We start from the raw sequence: 16,218 nt of genomic DNA, 5'->3' as shown, positions 1-16,218 counted from the left end.
CTTAGGTGAAATCATGCGGTGTGAAGAAGTCGGCAACCTTGCCGCTTTGCCACCCCACAGCTTCCCACTCCCCGATGTCGAAATCCACAACCAGCGTAGCGCCGCTGGGGTAGTCGTCGAACCGAGGGTGATCGGGCACGCAGTCCACGAACTGGCTCGCCGCGATTGCAATGCCGGGATTATGGCCGAGCATCAGAACCACATCGCCTATGGCCCGTTGCAGCGCCCCGAAAATCTCGTCTTGCGTGGCCAGATAAAGCCCGCGCTGGAATGACACCTCTGGCGATCCGTCGAGGCCCAGAAACTCACAGGTTTCGCGAGTGCGCAGGGCCGTCGAGGACAATATCTGATCCGGCATGATGGCTTTTTCGCGCAATGCTACGCCGAGAGCCGTGGCGCCGCGCTGCCCCCGCGCATTTAGCGGACGGTCATGGTCGGAAGACGCGCCTGCCGACCAGTCGGATTTCGCGTGTCGCATGAGAATAAGACGCTTCAACCTGGGGGTCCTTTAAATTGTCGCATGTGAAATTCTGACTGTGCGGCAAGTCTGCCAAATTTCTGTGACACCGGACAGGCCCGCCGTGCCCGACACCCCAATTGCATGCAGTCCTGCCCGCTTGGCGTGTCGAGGTACTGCTTACAGGCGACCACGTCATAGCCCTCAGGTCGCAATGCGCCCACAGGGCAGGCTGTGGCGCAGGGCTGGCCCATACAGGTGGTGCAGGGGGTGGCGGGCGCTGATGGCAGGCTGAGGCGTTGCTGAAACGCCAGTGCGCCGCGGAAAGACACGAATAGCCCCGCGCGATCATGCACCAAGAAATTGATCGGTGCGGCATGCATCCGGCCGGTTCTTAGCGCCCAGCTATAGAAAGGTGCAAAGGGTGGGCCGCCAAACGGATAGAGTGCGGCGGCATCTAAGTCAGCCGCCAAAGCCCCCACCACCCGAACTGACCAGCGATCCATCGGATCAGCGGCGCCATCAAGGTATTCGGGGCTGGTGCAGAATTGCGGCCAAAAAGCGGGCTCATCTGGGCCTAGCAAGAGCAGGGTCTTGCAGTCGTGCGGAGCGCGATCTTCTGGCGTTGGGTGAAAGCCGCCAAGGATGCGCAGATGCACCGCCGTCGCGGCGACCTGCGCATCCTCGAAGGTCATCCTTTGCGAATGATGCTGCCCGCGCCGTGCTCGGTAAACAGCTCAAGCAAACAGGCATTGGGGGCACGGCCATCCAGAATCACCGCAGCCCGCACACCACCTTCGACGGCGTCGACGGCGGTTTGAGTTTTCGGAATCATGCCGCCCGATATGGTGCCATCGGCAACCATTTCGCGGATTTGTGCGGCTGTAAGCTCGGTCAAAACTTCGCCTTGTGCGTTCTTTACGCCAGCAACATCCGTCAGCAACAAAAGCCGGTCTGCTTTCAAAGCGGCTGCAATCGCGCCTGCAGCGGTATCGCCATTGAGGTTAAAGGTCTCACCGTTACGGCCCATACCCAGAGGCGCGATGACGGGAATGATGCCCTTCTCCGCCAGATCACGGAGCAGTTTCGGGTTCACTTCGGTTGGACGGCCCACCAGACCCAATTCGGGGTCCTCCTGATCGCAAATGATCAAGCCGCTGTCCTTGCCCGACACGCCGACTGCCCGCCCGCCTTGCTCCGAGATAGCCTGCACGATGTCGGAGTTCACGATCCCGGAGAGCACCATCTCAACGACTTCCATTGTCGCCTCGTCAGTGACCCGCTTGCCGTTCACGAACTTGGATTCGATGTTGAGCCGACCCAGCATTTTGTTGATCATCGGCCCGCCACCGTGGACGATGACGGGATTGACCCCGACCTGCCGCATCAGCGCGACATCACGGGCGAATTCATCCATCGCCTCGTCGCTGCCCATGGCATGGCCACCGAGCTTGATCACCACCGTCGCATCCACGAAGCGCTGGAAATACGGCAAGGCTTGGCTAAGTGTTCGGGCGGTAGCGATCCAGTCGCGATTCATGTCTTGTTTTCTCATATCTTGATCCCTGAAACACCAGCATAGGTGGCGACTACCGACTAATCCAGCGATACGATGATGGCACGCAAAGTCGGAATGCCCCAGCCCTTTTCAGACGAGGTCACGACGATTTCCGGGTAGGCCGCCGGATGCTTGGCCAAGGCACCGCGAACCTGGTCGATCACCTTCTCGCGCTCTACCTCTTTCACCTTATCGGCCTTGGTCAGCACGACTTGAAAGGCCACCGCTGAACTGTCGAGCAGCGACATGATCTCGTCATCGACCTTTTTGATGCCATGGCGGGCATCGACCAAGACGAAAGCGCGGCGCAAGGTCTGACGACCCGAGAGGTATTGCTTGAGCAACCGCTGCCATTTCTCGACCACCGCGAGGGGCGCATTGGCATAACCATAGCCCGGCAGATCGACGAGGTAATGATCGTCACCGGCGGTGAAGAAGTTAATCTCTTGCGTCCGGCCCGGGGTGTTAGAGGCGCGCGCCAGCGCTTTGGTGCCGGTGAGCGCATTGATCAGGGTCGATTTGCCGACGTTCGAGCGGCCCGCAAAGCAGACCTCCAGCCGGTCGGCAGGCGGCAACCCGTCCATTGCCACGACACCCTTCACGAACTCGGTTTCGCCTGCGAAAAGCAGACGACCGCGTTCTTCGGTGAAGGCGTCCGGTTCTGGCGCGACGGTAAATTTCATTTCCATAGTCAAAGCAACCTCAGGCTGTCGCCGAGGGCAACTTCCCCGGTTTGGATCACTTGGGCATAAATGCCGAAGTTTTGTTGATTCTTCATTCTGTTTAGCACGGCGAGTGTGTCAACGTCGCGCTGGCCAATTTCAGGATTGGCGGCAGTGGCAAGGCAACGCTCGATCGGCTCGATCACACGCAGTTTGGCCTTACCCAGAGCCACATCACGGCCCAGCCACCCGTTCTCTTCCCAGGCTTCGGCACCGTCAAACCAGATATTGCCGCGCCAACGCAGCGGCGACAGGGGTTTGCCAGCCTCCGCAGCCACAGCTTTGTGGGTCGCCATATTACACAAGCTGACCGAGGGGTATTCGGTATCGGTGAAGCCGCGGTGCTCAAGCCGCAGGATCCGTGCGGGCAGGGCGCGGTTGTCTGGCACCAAGGGGCGCACCCAATCGATCAATGCGTCACTGTCCGTGTCCGGGTTAATCGTCAGGTCGGGCCGGGCAGGATGGCGCAGGGTCAAAAGCCCGGTTTCTTCGTCCATCACCGCGTTAATCGCCATCAGCGCAGGGGCTTTGGAGCCGATGCTGAAGTTGACGCACGGCACCCACTCCGAGCCATCCGCTTTGGATCGATCATGCGCAACAGCCCACAACCGGTCGAAAGGCATCGCTTGCCCTTGGGTCAAAGTGACAGCATCCAGCGCCTCACGCCCGTGGCTCTTCAGCGGATGCCGGTAGAGCGCGCTGACCTGCATCACTTTTTCACATCCGCCTTTGGCTTGCGCGAAAAGCTGCCCCTGATGTTGCCAAGCAGGTCGGGCTTGTAACCCTGACTGCGCATGATCAGATATTGCTGCGTGAATGTAATCGTGTTGTTCGCGATCCAGTAAACCACCAGGCCGCTGGCAAAGCTGCCAAGCATGAACATGAATACCCACGGCATCCACGCAAAGATCATCTGCTGGGTCGGGTCTGTGGGCGCTGGATTGAGCTTCTGCTGCAGCCACATGGAGATACCCAAGAGCAGCGGCAGGATGCCGATAAAGACCAGCGCCATGATGCTACCCGGTTCGGGGGACGCATAGGGCAGCAGGCCCCAGATGTTGAAGATCGAGGTCGGATCGGGCGCGCTAAGGTCTTGGAACGGGCCGAAGAAGGGCGCGTGACGCAGCTCGATCGTGACAAAGATCACCTTGTACAGCGAGAAGAAGATCGGGATCTGCATCAAGATCGGCAGACAGCCCGCGGCTGGGTTCACCTTGTTCTTCTTATAGAGCTCCATCATGCCTTGCTGCATTTTCTGACGGTCGTCGCCAGCGTCTTTCTTGAGCTTTTCCATCTCGGGCTGAAGCTCTTTCATACGCGCCATCGACACGTAGGATTTATAGGCCAGCGGGAACAGCAGGGCCTTGATCAACAGCGTCAGACAGATGATCGCAACACCCATGTTGCCGATCAGCTGGTTGAGATGGTGCAATACCCAAAAGATCGGTTTGGTCAGGAAGAAGAACCAGCCCCAGTCGATGCTGTCGATCAACTTTGGCACGCCGGCTTCTTCGTAGGCTTTGAGGATTTCCCATTCTTTCGCGCCCGCGAAAAGCTGGGTTGTCGCGGTGGCAGTCGCACCGGGAGCAACGCTCTGCGTGGGCAGGCGGGTAACGGCGCGGTAGGTCTCGGCGCGGGCGTCATAGGTCAACGCTTCGTCAAAGGTTTGCCCCGTTTCGGGGATCAGGATCGCCTGCCAGAAATGATCGGTGAAGCCGACCCAGCCTTCGTTGATATCGTTGGTAACAATGGCCTGTCGACCCCATTTTGGGTCGATCTCGGCATCGGTGATATCATCCCAATCGGTTTCGGCCAGTTCGCCGTCAGCCATGCGGACCGCACCTTCGTGCAGAATGAAAAATTTCTTCAGGTCATCAGGCAGTGTGTGGTGCACGATCATCCCGTAGGGCGCCATGGAAACAGCGGAATCGCCGTTGTTGGTGACGCTTTGGGTCAGAGTGAACATGTAGTTGTTGTCGACGGAAATGGTCCGGCCAAAGGTTTGGCCCGCGCCGTTGTCCCATGTCAGGGAAATCGGGCTGTCCACACCCAAAGTCTCACCTTGAGCCAAGGTCCATGGTGTATCCGGGCCGGGAACCGCTGCCGGATCAAGCCCCGAGCCAGCGGCCCACCCTTGCAATGCATAATACGCGTCTTCGGTGCCTTGGGGGGTCAGCATGGTCACGATCGGGGCATCGTCATCAAGCGTTGTGCGATAGTCGTTCAGTTTGAGATCGTCGATGCGACCGCCAAGCAAAGAAATCGAGCCTGAAAGGCGCTCGGTCGAGATTTGTACGCGCGGTGCGGCAGCCAGCGTTTCGGCGCTTGTCAGCGGCGCGTCGAGCGTGGTGGCGGGTGCCGCAGCATCCTGCGTGGTAGGGACGGTGACTGTTCCTCCGGCGGCAGTTTCTACCTGATCGGTGGCTACCAGATCCTGTGCAGGAGGTGGAAACAGCAGAAACCAGCCCAAAATCACCACAAAGCTGAGTGCGGTTGCAAGGATAAGATTCTTGTTCTGATCGTCCATAGAAGCAGCCACCTGATGTCGCGTTATATCAGCGTGGGTTCAACAGAGTGCGGCACCAAAGGTCAAGGGGAATCGGGCCATTTTACGAGCAGACCCCTTGACGTATAGGCTTAATGGCGCTCTCGGAGCCAATGCGTTGCGTTCTGGATCGCGGATAGCACGGTGCCAAGCGCATCTCTTTAGGTAGGCTTTCCATCCATAATCCGCGGTACGGCCTGAAGTTTTTCATTGTGGCGGACGATCCAGTCGAGGGTTTGTTCAAACGGCATCGGGCGGGCAATGCCAAAGCCCTGGACGTGCTGGCAGCCGAGTTGCGCGAGCAAGACATGCTCTCCAACAGACTCGACCCCTTCCGCGAGGGTTTCCACCTCAAGCCTTTCGGCCATTGTCAGGATTGCGCTGATCATCCTTTGTTGTTCTGGATCGCGGTCAGCTTTCATCACAAAGCTTTTGTCGATCTTGATGCGGGAGACCGAAAAGCGCCGAATTGCTGCAATCGAGGCATTGCCAGTGCCAAAATCATCCAGATCGATCCGGCACCCCAATGCCCCCAAAGCGTTGATATTGCGTGTGACCATATCATCCGGCGCACCTGTCACGACCGTTTCAAGCACCTCGACGGCCAGCCGGTCGGGCGTCAGGTCAAAACGGTCAAGCTCCCATTCGATCTTTTCCAGCAAATTGGGATTACTCAACTCGGTACCAGCGAAGTTTACGCCGACTTGAGGCACCTCAACGCCCGCACTGTCCCAAGCCTTGAGAGCGGCAAAACCGTGATACATCATCACTTCGGCCAAGCGCTCCAGCAAACCGGCTTCTTCGATAGCGGGCAGGAATTCGTCCGGCGCGATCATGCCGCGAACGGGGTGCTGCCAACGTGCTAATGCTTCAAAACCGGTGATCTGGCCTGTGTCAGTGGAAATTTGCGGCTGGAACCATGGCTGGATTTGCCCGGAGTCCAGCGCCGCCGCGAGATCTTCGCGCAAGATTGCACTGCTGCGGGCATCGCGACGCATTTCGTCGGAGAATGCTCGGATGGCGGAAGGGCCGCGGCGGATCGCCTCGCGCATGGCAGCGTTCGCGGCCAAGAGCCATTCTGCTCCTGACCCGCCGGGCGTGCGTGCATGCTGGCAAAATCCTATGGAGGCTGAGATATAAATCGATATCCCACCGACCGAGATAGGCTCTTTAATTGCGGCTTGAAGGCGGGCAGCGGTCTGAATGCAGAGCTCGAGATCGAGCTGGCGCACCGGAGAAAGGCATATCGCAAAGCGCGATTCGGAAATTTGGCCGACAGTGTCGTCGCCGCGCAGGGCCTCAACCAGCCGCTCGGCAGTGCGGCGCACGACGGTATCCGCGGTAGATTGGCCATGACGGTCGACAAGCTGATCCAACTCTTCGATTGCGATGAAAAAGGCTGCCGACTGCAAGCCTTGCTCACGGGTGCGCAGATAGACCTGATCGGCCAGTTCTTCGAAAGCACTGCGCTGAAAGATGCCTTTTACTTCCGCCCGAGGCGCTTGCGCACCCACAGTAATGCCGCCGCTCAGCAGATATACCAGTGGCACTGCAACAGCGACGGAGAGCAGCGCCAGTTCCCCGCCGAACCAGAATGCGGCCAGCGTTATCGCCGGAATGAACGCTAAGGCGGGAGGGCCCGACAGGATCAAGGCCAATCTCCGCTGGACGCGTCCTAGTGTTTGCGAGGGGGAATAGGCCAATACGTCACTCCATTTGCTCGCATCACAATGGACACGGGGTATGCAGACACGCTAGCGGCCAGACGGTGAGGTAGAGGTTAATTTGGATAGGAAGTTTAGCAGGAGTTTAGCTAAAATACGCCTAAAGTACGAGTTAGCCCTGCGAAATCGAATAATTCAGGGTCCAGCAGGTGCGACGGACGCGTATTCATAAGCGCCCTAAACATGATCTGCCGCCGTCCAGGACTGTTCTTTTCCCAGCCATCCAGAATCGCTTTGACCTGTTGACGCTGGAGCCCATCTTGCGAGCCACAAAGATCGCAAGGGATGATCGGATATTGCATCGAGCGGGAAAATTTCTCGCAATCAACCTCGGCCACATGGGCGAGGGGGCGGTACACGAACAAATCACCCTCTTCATTGAGCAATTTCGGGGGCATTGTCGCCAGACGCCCACCGTGAAACAAATTCATGAAGAATGTCTCAAGAATATCGTCGCGGTGATGGCCTAAAACGACGGCTGAACAGCCTTCTTCGCGCGCAATGCGGTACAGATGGCCACGCCGCAGCCGGCTGCAGAGCGCGCAGAATGTCCGGCCGGCAGGAATTTTATCCATCACGATTGAATAAGTGTCGCGGTATTCAATCCGGTGGGCGACGCCCATTTTCTCCAGAAAATCAGGCAGCACCGTCGCAGGAAAGCCGGGCTGGCCCTGATCCAGATTGCAGGCGAGCAACTCAACCGGCAGCAAGCCCCGCCATTGCAGCTCATGTAGGACCGCCAGCAGGGTATAGCTGTCTTTGCCGCCAGACAGACAGACCAGCCACTTGGTCCCGGGCTCGACCATGCCGTATTTCTCAATCGCCTCGCGGGTATGGCGCACGATACGTTTGCGGAGCTTTTTAAACTCCGTTGTTTGCGGCGCACCGTTGAATAGCGCGTGAATATCTGTGGGTTCGTCGAGCATGGGTTTGGCTTAGTGGATGGGGTTTGGGCAATCAAGCGGTAAGGCGCGGGCTGTGCTGGACATGCTCAATCGGGGACGTTGTCGATGCCGTCACCGCCCCACGGATGACAACGGCCGATTCTGCGCAATGCGAGATAACCGCCTTTGAGGCCGCCGTGCTTTTTGAGAGCCTCAAGCGCATAGGCGCTGCAGGTTGGGTGATAGCGGCAGTTGAATCCAACCCATGGGCTGAACAGCATCCGGTAGAGGCGTACCGGCAGGCTGAAGATTAGCGCTAGCGGGGTCACGCGCGCCGCTTGTGAAGCGTTGCCAAGGCCTTGATCAGGTCAGATTGAAGCTGGGTGAAGGGCAGGGTGGCGGTGGCGCCGCGCCGCCCGATGAGCACGTAATCCATGCCCACAATGCCATGCTCTGGCAAATTCTGGCGTGCAATCTCGCGCAGGCGGCGCTTGGCGCGGTTGCGCGCGACAGCATTGCCGACTTTTTTGGAGCAGGTGTAACCGATGCGAATGCCGTCTGCTTCGCCCGCGGCGCGTTGGCGCATTTGCAGCACAAAGCCGGGCGTGGCTGTATGGGCCGCCCGCGAAGCGCGTGTAAAATCAGCCCGCTTGGTCAGCGTCGCCAAACGTGAAGAAACCGCCGGAAGCGTGTCCCTTGAAATGGCGTTGATGCCATCCTCGGGTGCTTCCGGCGGTGTCATGTTAGTCATTGGCTGAAGGCGCGTATTACGCGCTCAGCTCTTTCCGGCCCTGCGCACGGCGGGCGTTGATGATCTTGCGACCGGCTTTAGTAGCCATACGAGCGCGAAATCCGTGGCGCCGCTTGCGCACAAGGTTGGATGGTTGAAAGGTGCGTTTCATCGCTCCGTCTCCACAAAATATCAGCCTGCTGATTGGAATCGGTCCAGTCAGCGTTAATTCAAGCCCGCTCTCTACTGACGTGCGAGGCGCAAGTCAAACCCTTGGGGGCGGAAAAATGCATGGCTTGCAACAAAATCGTCTTAGCAAAGGTGCAATTGTTTCAAAACCGCCGATGCAGCACCGGAAATGCGCCGAATGCTACACTGTGCATCAAGCACCCGTGATAGGGCTGTTGCCGCGCGGATGCAAAGGTCATGTATCTGACAGGACTTACCTTTGAGATACCGCGCTAAAGCTGGCGTTGGCATATGAAGTAGAGAGCAATGATAATGCGCGAAAACCCATCCTCCCGACCGGCATATCTGCGCTACCTACCTTTAATCGGGATCGGCATTATTGCGGCTATCGGCGCATTTACCCTGCGCGATTACCTGAGCTTTGATGCGCTGCGCGAGAATCGCGAGGCCTTGTTGGCGTTTCGCGATAGCAACTATGTTCTGACAGCTTTTGGTTTTATGGCTGCTTATATGATCATCGTGGCCTTCTCGCTGCCGGGGGCGACGATTTCGACCCTGACAGGCGGGTTTTTGTTCGGCCTGTTTCCGGGGGTGCTGTTTAACGTTCTTGCCGCGACGTTGGGCGCGACTGTGATCTTTCAGGCGGCGCGATGGGGACTGGGCGACAAGCTCAGAGAACGCATGGATACCTCTGACGGTATGATCGCCAAGATCAAACAGGGTATCGACGAGAATCAGTGGTCGATGCTGTTCTTCCTCAGGCTCGCACCCGCGGTGCCGTTTTTTATGGCCAACCTGATCCCCGCATTTCTTGGGGTGCCGCTTTATCGATTTGTTATAACGACCTTTCTGGGCATCATTCCGGGGGGATTGGTGTTTACCTCTGTCGGTGCGGGGCTAGGTGAGGTCTTTGCGACCGGCGGAACGCCCGATCTGGGCATCTTGTTCGAGCCGCACATCCTATTGCCGATATTGGGTCTGAGCGCCTTGTCGCTTTTACCTGTCGCGCTCAAGAAATTTACCGGCAAAAAGGATTTGTTGAAATGAACCGCTTGAAAACAGACATCTTGATCATCGGCGCGGGGTCGGCCGGTTTGAGCCTTGCTGCCGGGGCGTCGCAAATGGGCGCCGATGTGGTCTTGCTTGAGGGCCACAAAATGGGCGGGGACTGCCTGAACTACGGCTGCGTTCCTTCCAAGGCGCTGATTGCTAGTGGGAAGGCGGCGTATGATCAGCAGCATGCCGCGCAATTCGGGGTCGCCAACGCGGGGGGTGAGGCGGATTACGCTGCTGCGATGGCCCATGTGGCGGGGGTGATCGCCCAGATCGCGCCAGTTGACAGCCAAGAGCGGTTTGAAGGATTCGGCGTTAATGTGATCCGCGAATTCGGGCGCTTTATCTCTGACAGTGAAGTGCAGGCCGGTGATACGGTGATCACCGCGCGGCGTATCGTGATCGCCACCGGATCATCCCCCTTCGTGCCGCCGATCAAAGGGCTGGACGGGGTGCCTTATCTCACCAATGAAACCCTGTTTGATCTGCGCGAAAAGCCGGATCATTTGTTGATCATCGGTGGCGGGCCAATTGGCATGGAAATGGCGCAGGCGCATCTTCGGCTGGGCTGTAAAGTGACGGTGATCGAAGGTGATAAGGCGCTGGGCAAGGATGATCCGGAGTTGGCCGAGATTGTGCTCCAGACGCTGCGCGACGAGGGCGTGGTGATCGAAGAAGGCGCCAAAGCCCGAGAAATTCGCGGCCAAAAGGGCGCCATCGAAGTGGTGGCCGAAGATGGCCGCATCTTCAAAGGCAGTCACCTGCTGGTCGCGGTCGGGCGCAAGGCCAACACCGATAAGCTCGACCTCGAAAAGGCGGGGGTCGAGCCAACAAGGCAAGGCGTCAAGGTTGATGACAGCCTGCGCACCACCAACCGCCGTGTCTATGCCATTGGCGATGTGGCGGGTGGGCTGCAATTCACCCATGTGGCAGGTTACCATGCCGGGGTGATCATCCGGTCAATGTTGTTTGGCCTGCCGTCAAAAGCCAAAACCAGCCACATCCCGTGGGCCACGTATACAAGCCCCGAGCTGTCTCAAGTGGGGCAAACCGAAGCACAGGCCCGCGCGGCTCATGGCGATAAGCTTGAGGTTGTGCGGTTCCACTGTAACCATAACGACCGCGCTATCGCCGAACGCAAGACCACAGGGCTGATCAAGGTAATGGTCATCAAAGGGCGGCCTGTCGGGGTGTCAATCGTCGGGTATCAAGCAGGCGAGTTGATCAATCTGTGGGCTTTGGCGCTGGCAAACAATATGAAGATGAGCCAGATTGCTGCGATGGTAGCTCCCTATCCGACAATTGGTGAAATCAACAAACGGGCGGCTGGCGCCTATTTCAGCCCGCGCTTGTTCGACAGCCCCTTGGTCAAACGCGTGGTCGGGCTTGTGCAGCGGTTCGTGCCATGAAACAGCGGGCCACACCGTTGCCCGCGCATTGCGCAAGGGTTCGCTAGGCACAGGCATGCTCAACTCGCTCTCCGGCAGATTATTGGTCCTGACCACCATCTTTGTGATGCTGGCCGAAGTGTTGATCTTTGTGCCGTCCATCGCGCGGTTTCGCGAGGATTATATGCTGACGCGGCTGGAACGGGCGCAGATCGCCTCGCTTGCGCTGTTGGCCGACGACATGCTGGACCCAGAGCTGGAAGAGGAACTGCTGCGAAATGCGGGCGTGTTCAACGTTGTGCTGCGCCGCGACGAGGTGCGCCAGTTGATGCTGTCCTCTCCCATGCCGCAGGCAATCACCGCAACTTACGATTTGCGTGACCCAACCGCCGCCGTGTTGATCCGCGATGCGATGCTGCGGCTGTTTAGCAGTCGCAATGACATCGTGCGGGTGATCGGCGCACCGGTGCGCGACGCCGGGCTGCTGATCGAGGTCACGATGGAGACCGCGCCGCTGCGCACCGCGATGCTCGACTACGGGATCCGCATTTTGGTGCTTTCGGCGGTGATTTCGGTGATCACCGCGTTCTTGCTGTTTTTGTCGATGCGGGCCCTGCTGCTGAAGCCGATCAAAGGCGTGGTGGGGCATATGTTGCGCTATGCCGCCGCTCCTGAGGACGCGCGTCGCATCATTGTGCCGGACGCGCGGATTACTGAATTGCGTGAGGCCGAAGAGGCGCTGCGCTCGCTTCAAACCGATCTGACCCAAGCGCTTAAGCAAAAAGAGCGGCTCGCGCAGCTTGGTTCGGCTGTGAGCAAGATCAGCCACGACCTGCGCAACATCCTCACAACGGCACAGCTGTTCACCGACCGGATCGAAACTTCTGAAGATCCGGCAGTGAAACGGATGGCCCCTAAGCTGGTCGCGTCCATCACCCGCGCTGTACACTTGTGCGAATCAACGCTGGCCTTTGGCCGCGCCGAGGAGCCGGGGCCAACCCTGACACTGGTCGATCTGGCGGCTTTGGTCGAAGAAGTGGTCGACAGCGAGCGGCTGGCAGTGCCCGATCAGGACATCAGCTTTGCCGCTGATGTGGCTGCATCCCTGAAAGTGCGCGCCGACCCCGAGCATTTGCACCGCGTGCTGGCCAATCTGGTCCGCAACGCGCGGCAAGCCATCGCGGTCTCGGGCAAACCCGGCGAAATCAGCATCCGCGCCGATGAGACATCCACCGCATGGCGCATCTGCGTCACCGACACCGGCCCTGGACTGCCTCCTAAAGCGATAGAGCACCTGTTCACGCCGTTTCAGGGCGGCGCGCGCAAGGGCGGATCGGGGCTCGGGTTGGCTATCGCCGATGAGCTGGTGCGCGGCCATGGCGGTACGCTCGAGCTGGTTCATACAGGGGCGACGGGGACGCAGTTCGATCTGACATTGCCCAAAGGCGATGGCACAATTTGACCACTGCGGGATTGCTTTAAAACTTTCTGCCATTGCACGCGGATTTTGCCAAACGAGGGCTTGCATTGCCCCGCCACCCAAACTAAACCGCCCAACAACGGACCGATAGCTCAGCTGGATAGAGTACCTGACTACGAATCAGGGGGTCGGGGGTTCGAATCCTCCTCGGTCCGCCACTTCCCCCTCGTATGTCGTTGATTAGCAAGGAAATATTAGAGTTTTCTTGATTTACTACCAATAATCCTACCGCTTTCGAAAATTATTCTCGACGTATCCCGGAACATGGCAAAGACGCAGATCATGGTAACGCGCAGATTGTGCCCGGCCCTTCGAACGGTGCTCGATCCTGACTGAATTGGCGAAGCTCTTTTCTTCCATACGGACAAGATATGAGAAGATGGTAAAAATCAGTTTACCAAGATGTTGCCCTTGGGCCTTTGCGGGAACCTACTAGCTGTAACCAGCGGTTACGTCCCTCCGTTATCAATCATTCTTGGTCACTGCGCTACCCTCGTTGGAAGGTGCGGAAAACCCAACAGCTTGGCCCACGAGCGGCGGGCGCAAATACAGCACTCTTGTTTCAAAGCTGCGTTCACCATTAACGCGGACTTTGCCCCGCTCCTGCGCAGCGCCGTATACTTTTACGGTGGCCATAAATTCGGGGGCGCATCGCTCTCTGACCTCTGGGAAGCCTTGGGGTGGCCCCGCGCGGCTAGAGGTGTGGTCGCCTATACCGCTAGAGTTGCCATACCGTGGCCTTACCGCTCCGGAATTTATCGGGGTGTGTGCGGCCATACCCCGATGCGCCGCTCTGACGCCGCCATTTTCCGTCAGTAGGTCGTGCAAACAATCTGCCCGAAACTGTTGCGGCATATCGTTTGCTGTGCGGGCTTCGTCTGAAAATCTGCGGGGTTATTGTACGACGGGCGGAACACAGGCGGCGGGATCGACGCGCGGCGCTGCAATTCGGCTTGGCGCGTGCTTTCTGCGAACTCGCAGGCTTTCAGGTCGCCATTTTGGCACGCGGCAAGGATCTGCTGCATCGCGGGGCTCGGCCTGAGCGGCTGCGGTTGGGGCGCGTCGCATCCTGCGAGCAAAAATAGCGCTATTGATATTAGGCGTTTCATCAACAATCCCTCCGCCGTTACAGTCAACAACGGTTCCCTTTCCGGTTGCAAGGCTTTTCGCTTTCAATCTGCGCTACAAAATTCATCGCTTGGGACGCTGGCAATGCGAGTTGATTGAACCTGTTGGTGCTTGAACATTCCGGCGTTTCTCGCCGCGTCTGATTAAGTGTGGTTGCCCGCACAAGGTTGCACCTCTTGCAGCCTCACTCTGCTTCAATAAGCAGCCGCACTCGGCACACCAACGGCACCGCGCGGGTTTGTGACTTCTTTTGCCGTGCCTAAGTTGCATTGTTGCGCATCCTTTCCAGATGATCCGGCCACTCATTTACAAGCCAGTCCTGCGATGCCTGTTGCTCTGCGGTTGTAAGGGGTGGCAGTCGGTCAGAGATTTTCTGAAGATGTTGCTCAAGTTTCAGCTTGGCATCGACGGTCGTTGCCTTCGGCTTCTTGATTTCGAGATTCTGAAGTCGTGATGAGTGGTTCATGCTTGGCCCTCCTGCGATGGGATGCCGATCCTGCCGCTGCGTCTTGCAACGCGCTTGAACAGGGCAGGCAAATCGCCTGCGAAAAGCAGCCGTGCTTCCGTGAGATTCTGATCGCGGGTCATGCTCATGCTCCATGTGCAGGGCAGGACGAACGTTTTCCTAAGATGGGTAATCCCTGCCTGAACCTCGTCATCGTCCCAATGCTCTGGCACAACGGCAAGGATCGTCTCCTTTGTCGCTCCACCGATGGCCTCAAGCCGCTGCACTCTGCCTTCCTGTGTCATGCTCACAAATCCTCCGAACCGGGCGCTAAGATTATCGCTTTCGGGTGATCTGCTTGCGCCAGCGCCATGCCCTCGGCTTCCGCGCGACGTGTGAAGACGCCTGCATCTTCGCCCTGATCGCGGGTGATCTGGTACTCGGACCCGTCGCAGTGAAAGGCTGCTGTGCGTGTGGACTGGTTGGCCGCATCGCCCGTGTCAAAAGCCATCGAAGTAAGGTGTACCTCTAATCGCTGATTGCCGCGTTCCAGCTCGCGAAGCCTATTTTTCGTGCTGCTCATTTGCTTGCCTCCAATGCCGTGATCCGGCGTTCAATTTCTGTGGTTTCCAAGGTGCGGCGGAATTGTTCGACAACAGCCATGACGGTCGCTGCTTCGAGTGGTGTTACATCACCGGCAGCAATTGCTCTGAGGATGGCCCGCGCGGCGTTGGCGGCGTCCTCTGCCGTTTCGATGGCGGGCAAGTCAAACGATACCGGCGCATCCTTCCGAGCAGGGGCGATGCGGTCGAGGCACAGACGCAGAGCGGTGACATCGCCTTCTAGCGCCTTGTCTATCGCCGCCTGCGTCAAAGCCTCCTGCTGCCCCCCCAGCATAGCCTCAATGGCCTGTGTGACCTTGTGGCGAGCGCCTCGCGGCCTGCCGGGGTTGCCGGGCGCAAACGTTCCGTCTGGATTGCGCTCATCCGTTTTCTGGCCGTTGTTACGGTCGCTCATGGAATTGCTCCTATGCGTCTTGCTGCTTCGATGGTTTCTGAGCGTGGTCCTTGGGCCTTTCGCCCTTTCTCAGCACTTCCGACCTCTGCCGAATTCAGTGCCGTAAAGGGTTGGACGTTTTCGCTAGAAATTTGATCCGTGTAGTTTTCGTCTTTTCTCGTTTTAGTCTCGTTTAAGTGTCGTCTCGTCTCAGTGTAGTGTGGCCCCACGGTGTCGGCAGGGTGGGGGCAGGGTGCCTCCAAGTGGTGCTGCAGGGAGGGCATAAGGGCGCAAAGTTCGACCTTAACTGCGCGGTTTTGCCCGATGAGTTGGGCAACAAGGGCCTCGTGAAAGTCGTCTTCGTAGTTGTGACGCATCGCTGCCAGAAACGGTTTGAACACGTCCCGCAGCTTCCCCCACTCAACGCTGTCTGGCTTCCACCGTTGTGCTCGCTTGATTGCGCCGACTGTGAATTCGGCAGCAGATTCCATAATCAACTCGTCTGGTGCGTCGAGGTCCGAATAATCCGCCGCAAGTGAGGCCATGCGGCTGGCGTTTTCCGGCGCGTTCTTTTTGAGGAACCAACTGTGAATCCGCACAAAGTCTTCATCTTCATCAAAAGACAGAAGACCAGTTTCGGTCATCTTCTGGATTGCGGTATCAAGCTCCGCGACCGCGAGGTCAGCATCATCGGCCCAGATGGCCTTGGGATACCGAAACAAACCAATATACCCGCCGAGAGGGGTGAGGTGGGCGCAAAGATACGCCCACCTTTCTCCGTGGTTCAGCTGCCGCAGCTTTCGAGAGTGCGGCAGCGTAGTTTCAATTTGGGCGAAGGTCTTGGCCACTACACGCCCTCCCCATAGTGCAGGCCAGCGACAAGGCGGGCTTGGGTTGCGGTCAGGCCATAGAGGCGTTG

The 16,218-nt window shown here is 58.2% G+C and carries 20 protein-coding genes and 1 tRNA gene; 4 read left to right on the top strand and 17 right to left on the bottom strand.

Annotated elements, in window-relative coordinates:
- Position 1 precedes the first annotated feature (1 nt).
- From BM174_RS02120 to rpmH, 11 genes are all read right to left on the bottom strand, one after another.
- Positions 2-496 carry a SixA phosphatase family protein gene (locus BM174_RS02120; protein WP_177209388.1) on the bottom strand — a complete coding sequence of 165 codons (495 nt, stop codon included), beginning with the start codon at positions 494-496 and terminating at the stop codon, positions 2-4.
- The gene (locus BM174_RS02115) at positions 493-1,152 is read right to left on the bottom strand and encodes a ferredoxin (RefSeq protein WP_093922157.1); all 660 of its coding nucleotides are present in this window, start codon (positions 1,150-1,152) and stop codon (positions 493-495) included. The genes BM174_RS02120 and BM174_RS02115 overlap by 4 nt, the downstream gene beginning before the upstream one ends.
- Positions 1,149-2,012 (bottom strand): acetylglutamate kinase, encoded by an 864-nt coding sequence (argB, locus tag BM174_RS02110; RefSeq protein ID WP_093922156.1) that lies wholly within the window; start codon positions 2,010-2,012, stop codon positions 1,149-1,151. The genes BM174_RS02115 and argB overlap by 4 nt, the downstream gene beginning before the upstream one ends.
- Before the next feature lie 41 nt (positions 2,013-2,053).
- The gene (gene yihA / locus BM174_RS02105; protein ID WP_093922155.1) at positions 2,054-2,704 is read right to left on the bottom strand and encodes a ribosome biogenesis GTP-binding protein YihA/YsxC; all 651 of its coding nucleotides are present in this window, start codon (positions 2,702-2,704) and stop codon (positions 2,054-2,056) included.
- A 2-nt stretch (positions 2,705-2,706) separates the two neighbouring features.
- A complete protein-coding gene (locus tag BM174_RS02100) occupies positions 2,707-3,447 on the bottom strand; it encodes an MOSC domain-containing protein (RefSeq protein ID WP_177209394.1) in 741 nt (246 codons plus the stop codon).
- On the bottom strand, positions 3,447-5,264 hold the full coding sequence (gene yidC / locus BM174_RS02095) for a membrane protein insertase YidC (RefSeq protein WP_093922153.1): 1,818 nt from the start codon (positions 5,262-5,264) through the stop codon (positions 3,447-3,449). The genes BM174_RS02100 and yidC overlap by 1 nt, the downstream gene beginning before the upstream one ends.
- A gap of 179 nt (positions 5,265-5,443) precedes the next feature.
- Positions 5,444-6,985, bottom strand: coding sequence for a putative bifunctional diguanylate cyclase/phosphodiesterase (locus tag BM174_RS02090; protein WP_093922152.1), 1,542 nt, complete (start codon positions 6,983-6,985; stop codon positions 5,444-5,446).
- 110 nt (positions 6,986-7,095) lie between these two features.
- Complete coding sequence (ttcA, locus tag BM174_RS02085) at positions 7,096-7,932, bottom strand: tRNA 2-thiocytidine(32) synthetase TtcA (protein ID WP_093922151.1); 837 nt, start codon at positions 7,930-7,932, stop codon at positions 7,096-7,098.
- Positions 7,933-7,997: 65 nt separating this feature from the next.
- Complete coding sequence (gene yidD, locus BM174_RS02080) at positions 7,998-8,219, bottom strand: membrane protein insertion efficiency factor YidD (protein WP_093922150.1); 222 nt, start codon at positions 8,217-8,219, stop codon at positions 7,998-8,000.
- Complete coding sequence (gene rnpA, locus BM174_RS02075) at positions 8,216-8,632, bottom strand: ribonuclease P protein component (protein ID WP_093922149.1); 417 nt, start codon at positions 8,630-8,632, stop codon at positions 8,216-8,218. The genes yidD and rnpA overlap by 4 nt, the downstream gene beginning before the upstream one ends.
- 25 nt (positions 8,633-8,657) lie before the next feature.
- The gene (gene rpmH / locus BM174_RS02070) at positions 8,658-8,792 is read right to left on the bottom strand and encodes a 50S ribosomal protein L34 (protein WP_025063397.1); all 135 of its coding nucleotides are present in this window, start codon (positions 8,790-8,792) and stop codon (positions 8,658-8,660) included.
- 329 nt (positions 8,793-9,121) lie between these two features.
- Between rpmH and BM174_RS02065 the strand changes: the two genes are divergently transcribed.
- The 4 genes from BM174_RS02065 to BM174_RS02050 all read left to right on the top strand — a co-directional run bounded on the left by BM174_RS02065 (position 9,122) and on the right by BM174_RS02050 (position 12,888).
- A complete protein-coding gene (locus BM174_RS02065; RefSeq protein WP_093922148.1) occupies positions 9,122-9,856 on the top strand; it encodes a TVP38/TMEM64 family protein in 735 nt (244 codons plus the stop codon).
- Positions 9,853-11,271 (top strand): dihydrolipoyl dehydrogenase family protein, encoded by a 1,419-nt coding sequence (locus BM174_RS02060; RefSeq protein WP_093922147.1) that lies wholly within the window; start codon positions 9,853-9,855, stop codon positions 11,269-11,271. The genes BM174_RS02065 and BM174_RS02060 overlap by 4 nt, the downstream gene beginning before the upstream one ends.
- Positions 11,272-11,326: 55 nt before the next feature.
- Positions 11,327-12,712 (top strand): sensor histidine kinase, encoded by a 1,386-nt coding sequence (locus tag BM174_RS02055; RefSeq protein ID WP_093922146.1) that lies wholly within the window; start codon positions 11,327-11,329, stop codon positions 12,710-12,712.
- Positions 12,713-12,811: 99 nt separating this feature from the next.
- Positions 12,812-12,888 (top strand) — tRNA-Arg (locus BM174_RS02050).
- 654 nt (positions 12,889-13,542) lie between these two features.
- On the opposite strand, the gene BM174_RS02045 is transcribed toward BM174_RS02050, so the two are convergent.
- The 6 genes from BM174_RS02045 to BM174_RS02020 form a co-directional block, all read right to left on the bottom strand.
- A complete protein-coding gene (locus BM174_RS02045) occupies positions 13,543-13,755 on the bottom strand; it encodes a hypothetical protein (protein ID WP_093922145.1) in 213 nt (70 codons plus the stop codon).
- 362 nt (positions 13,756-14,117) lie between these two features.
- Positions 14,118-14,324: a hypothetical protein gene (locus BM174_RS02040; RefSeq protein WP_093922144.1), complete on the bottom strand. Its 207-nt coding sequence runs from the start codon at positions 14,322-14,324 to the stop codon at positions 14,118-14,120.
- On the bottom strand, positions 14,321-14,608 hold the full coding sequence (locus BM174_RS02035; RefSeq protein ID WP_093922143.1) for a hypothetical protein: 288 nt from the start codon (positions 14,606-14,608) through the stop codon (positions 14,321-14,323). Before BM174_RS02035 ends, BM174_RS02040 begins: the two co-directional genes overlap by 4 nt.
- Before the next feature lie 2 nt (positions 14,609-14,610).
- Entirely contained in the window at positions 14,611-14,886 is a 276-nt protein-coding gene (locus BM174_RS02030; protein WP_093922142.1) for a hypothetical protein, read from the bottom strand.
- Positions 14,883-15,320 carry a DUF5681 domain-containing protein gene (locus BM174_RS02025; RefSeq protein ID WP_093922141.1) on the bottom strand — a complete coding sequence of 146 codons (438 nt, stop codon included), beginning with the start codon at positions 15,318-15,320 and terminating at the stop codon, positions 14,883-14,885. Before BM174_RS02025 ends, BM174_RS02030 begins: the two co-directional genes overlap by 4 nt.
- The gene (locus BM174_RS02020; protein ID WP_093922140.1) at positions 15,317-16,147 is read right to left on the bottom strand and encodes a hypothetical protein; all 831 of its coding nucleotides are present in this window, start codon (positions 16,145-16,147) and stop codon (positions 15,317-15,319) included. The genes BM174_RS02025 and BM174_RS02020 overlap by 4 nt, the downstream gene beginning before the upstream one ends.
- Positions 16,148-16,218 lie beyond the last annotated feature (71 nt).

The organism is Sulfitobacter brevis (assembly GCF_900112755.1).
Lineage (GTDB): Bacteria > Pseudomonadota > Alphaproteobacteria > Rhodobacterales > Rhodobacteraceae > Sulfitobacter > Sulfitobacter brevis.
The sequence above is the reverse complement of the archived record's forward strand: the minus strand, read 5'-3'. Positions and strand labels throughout refer to the sequence as shown.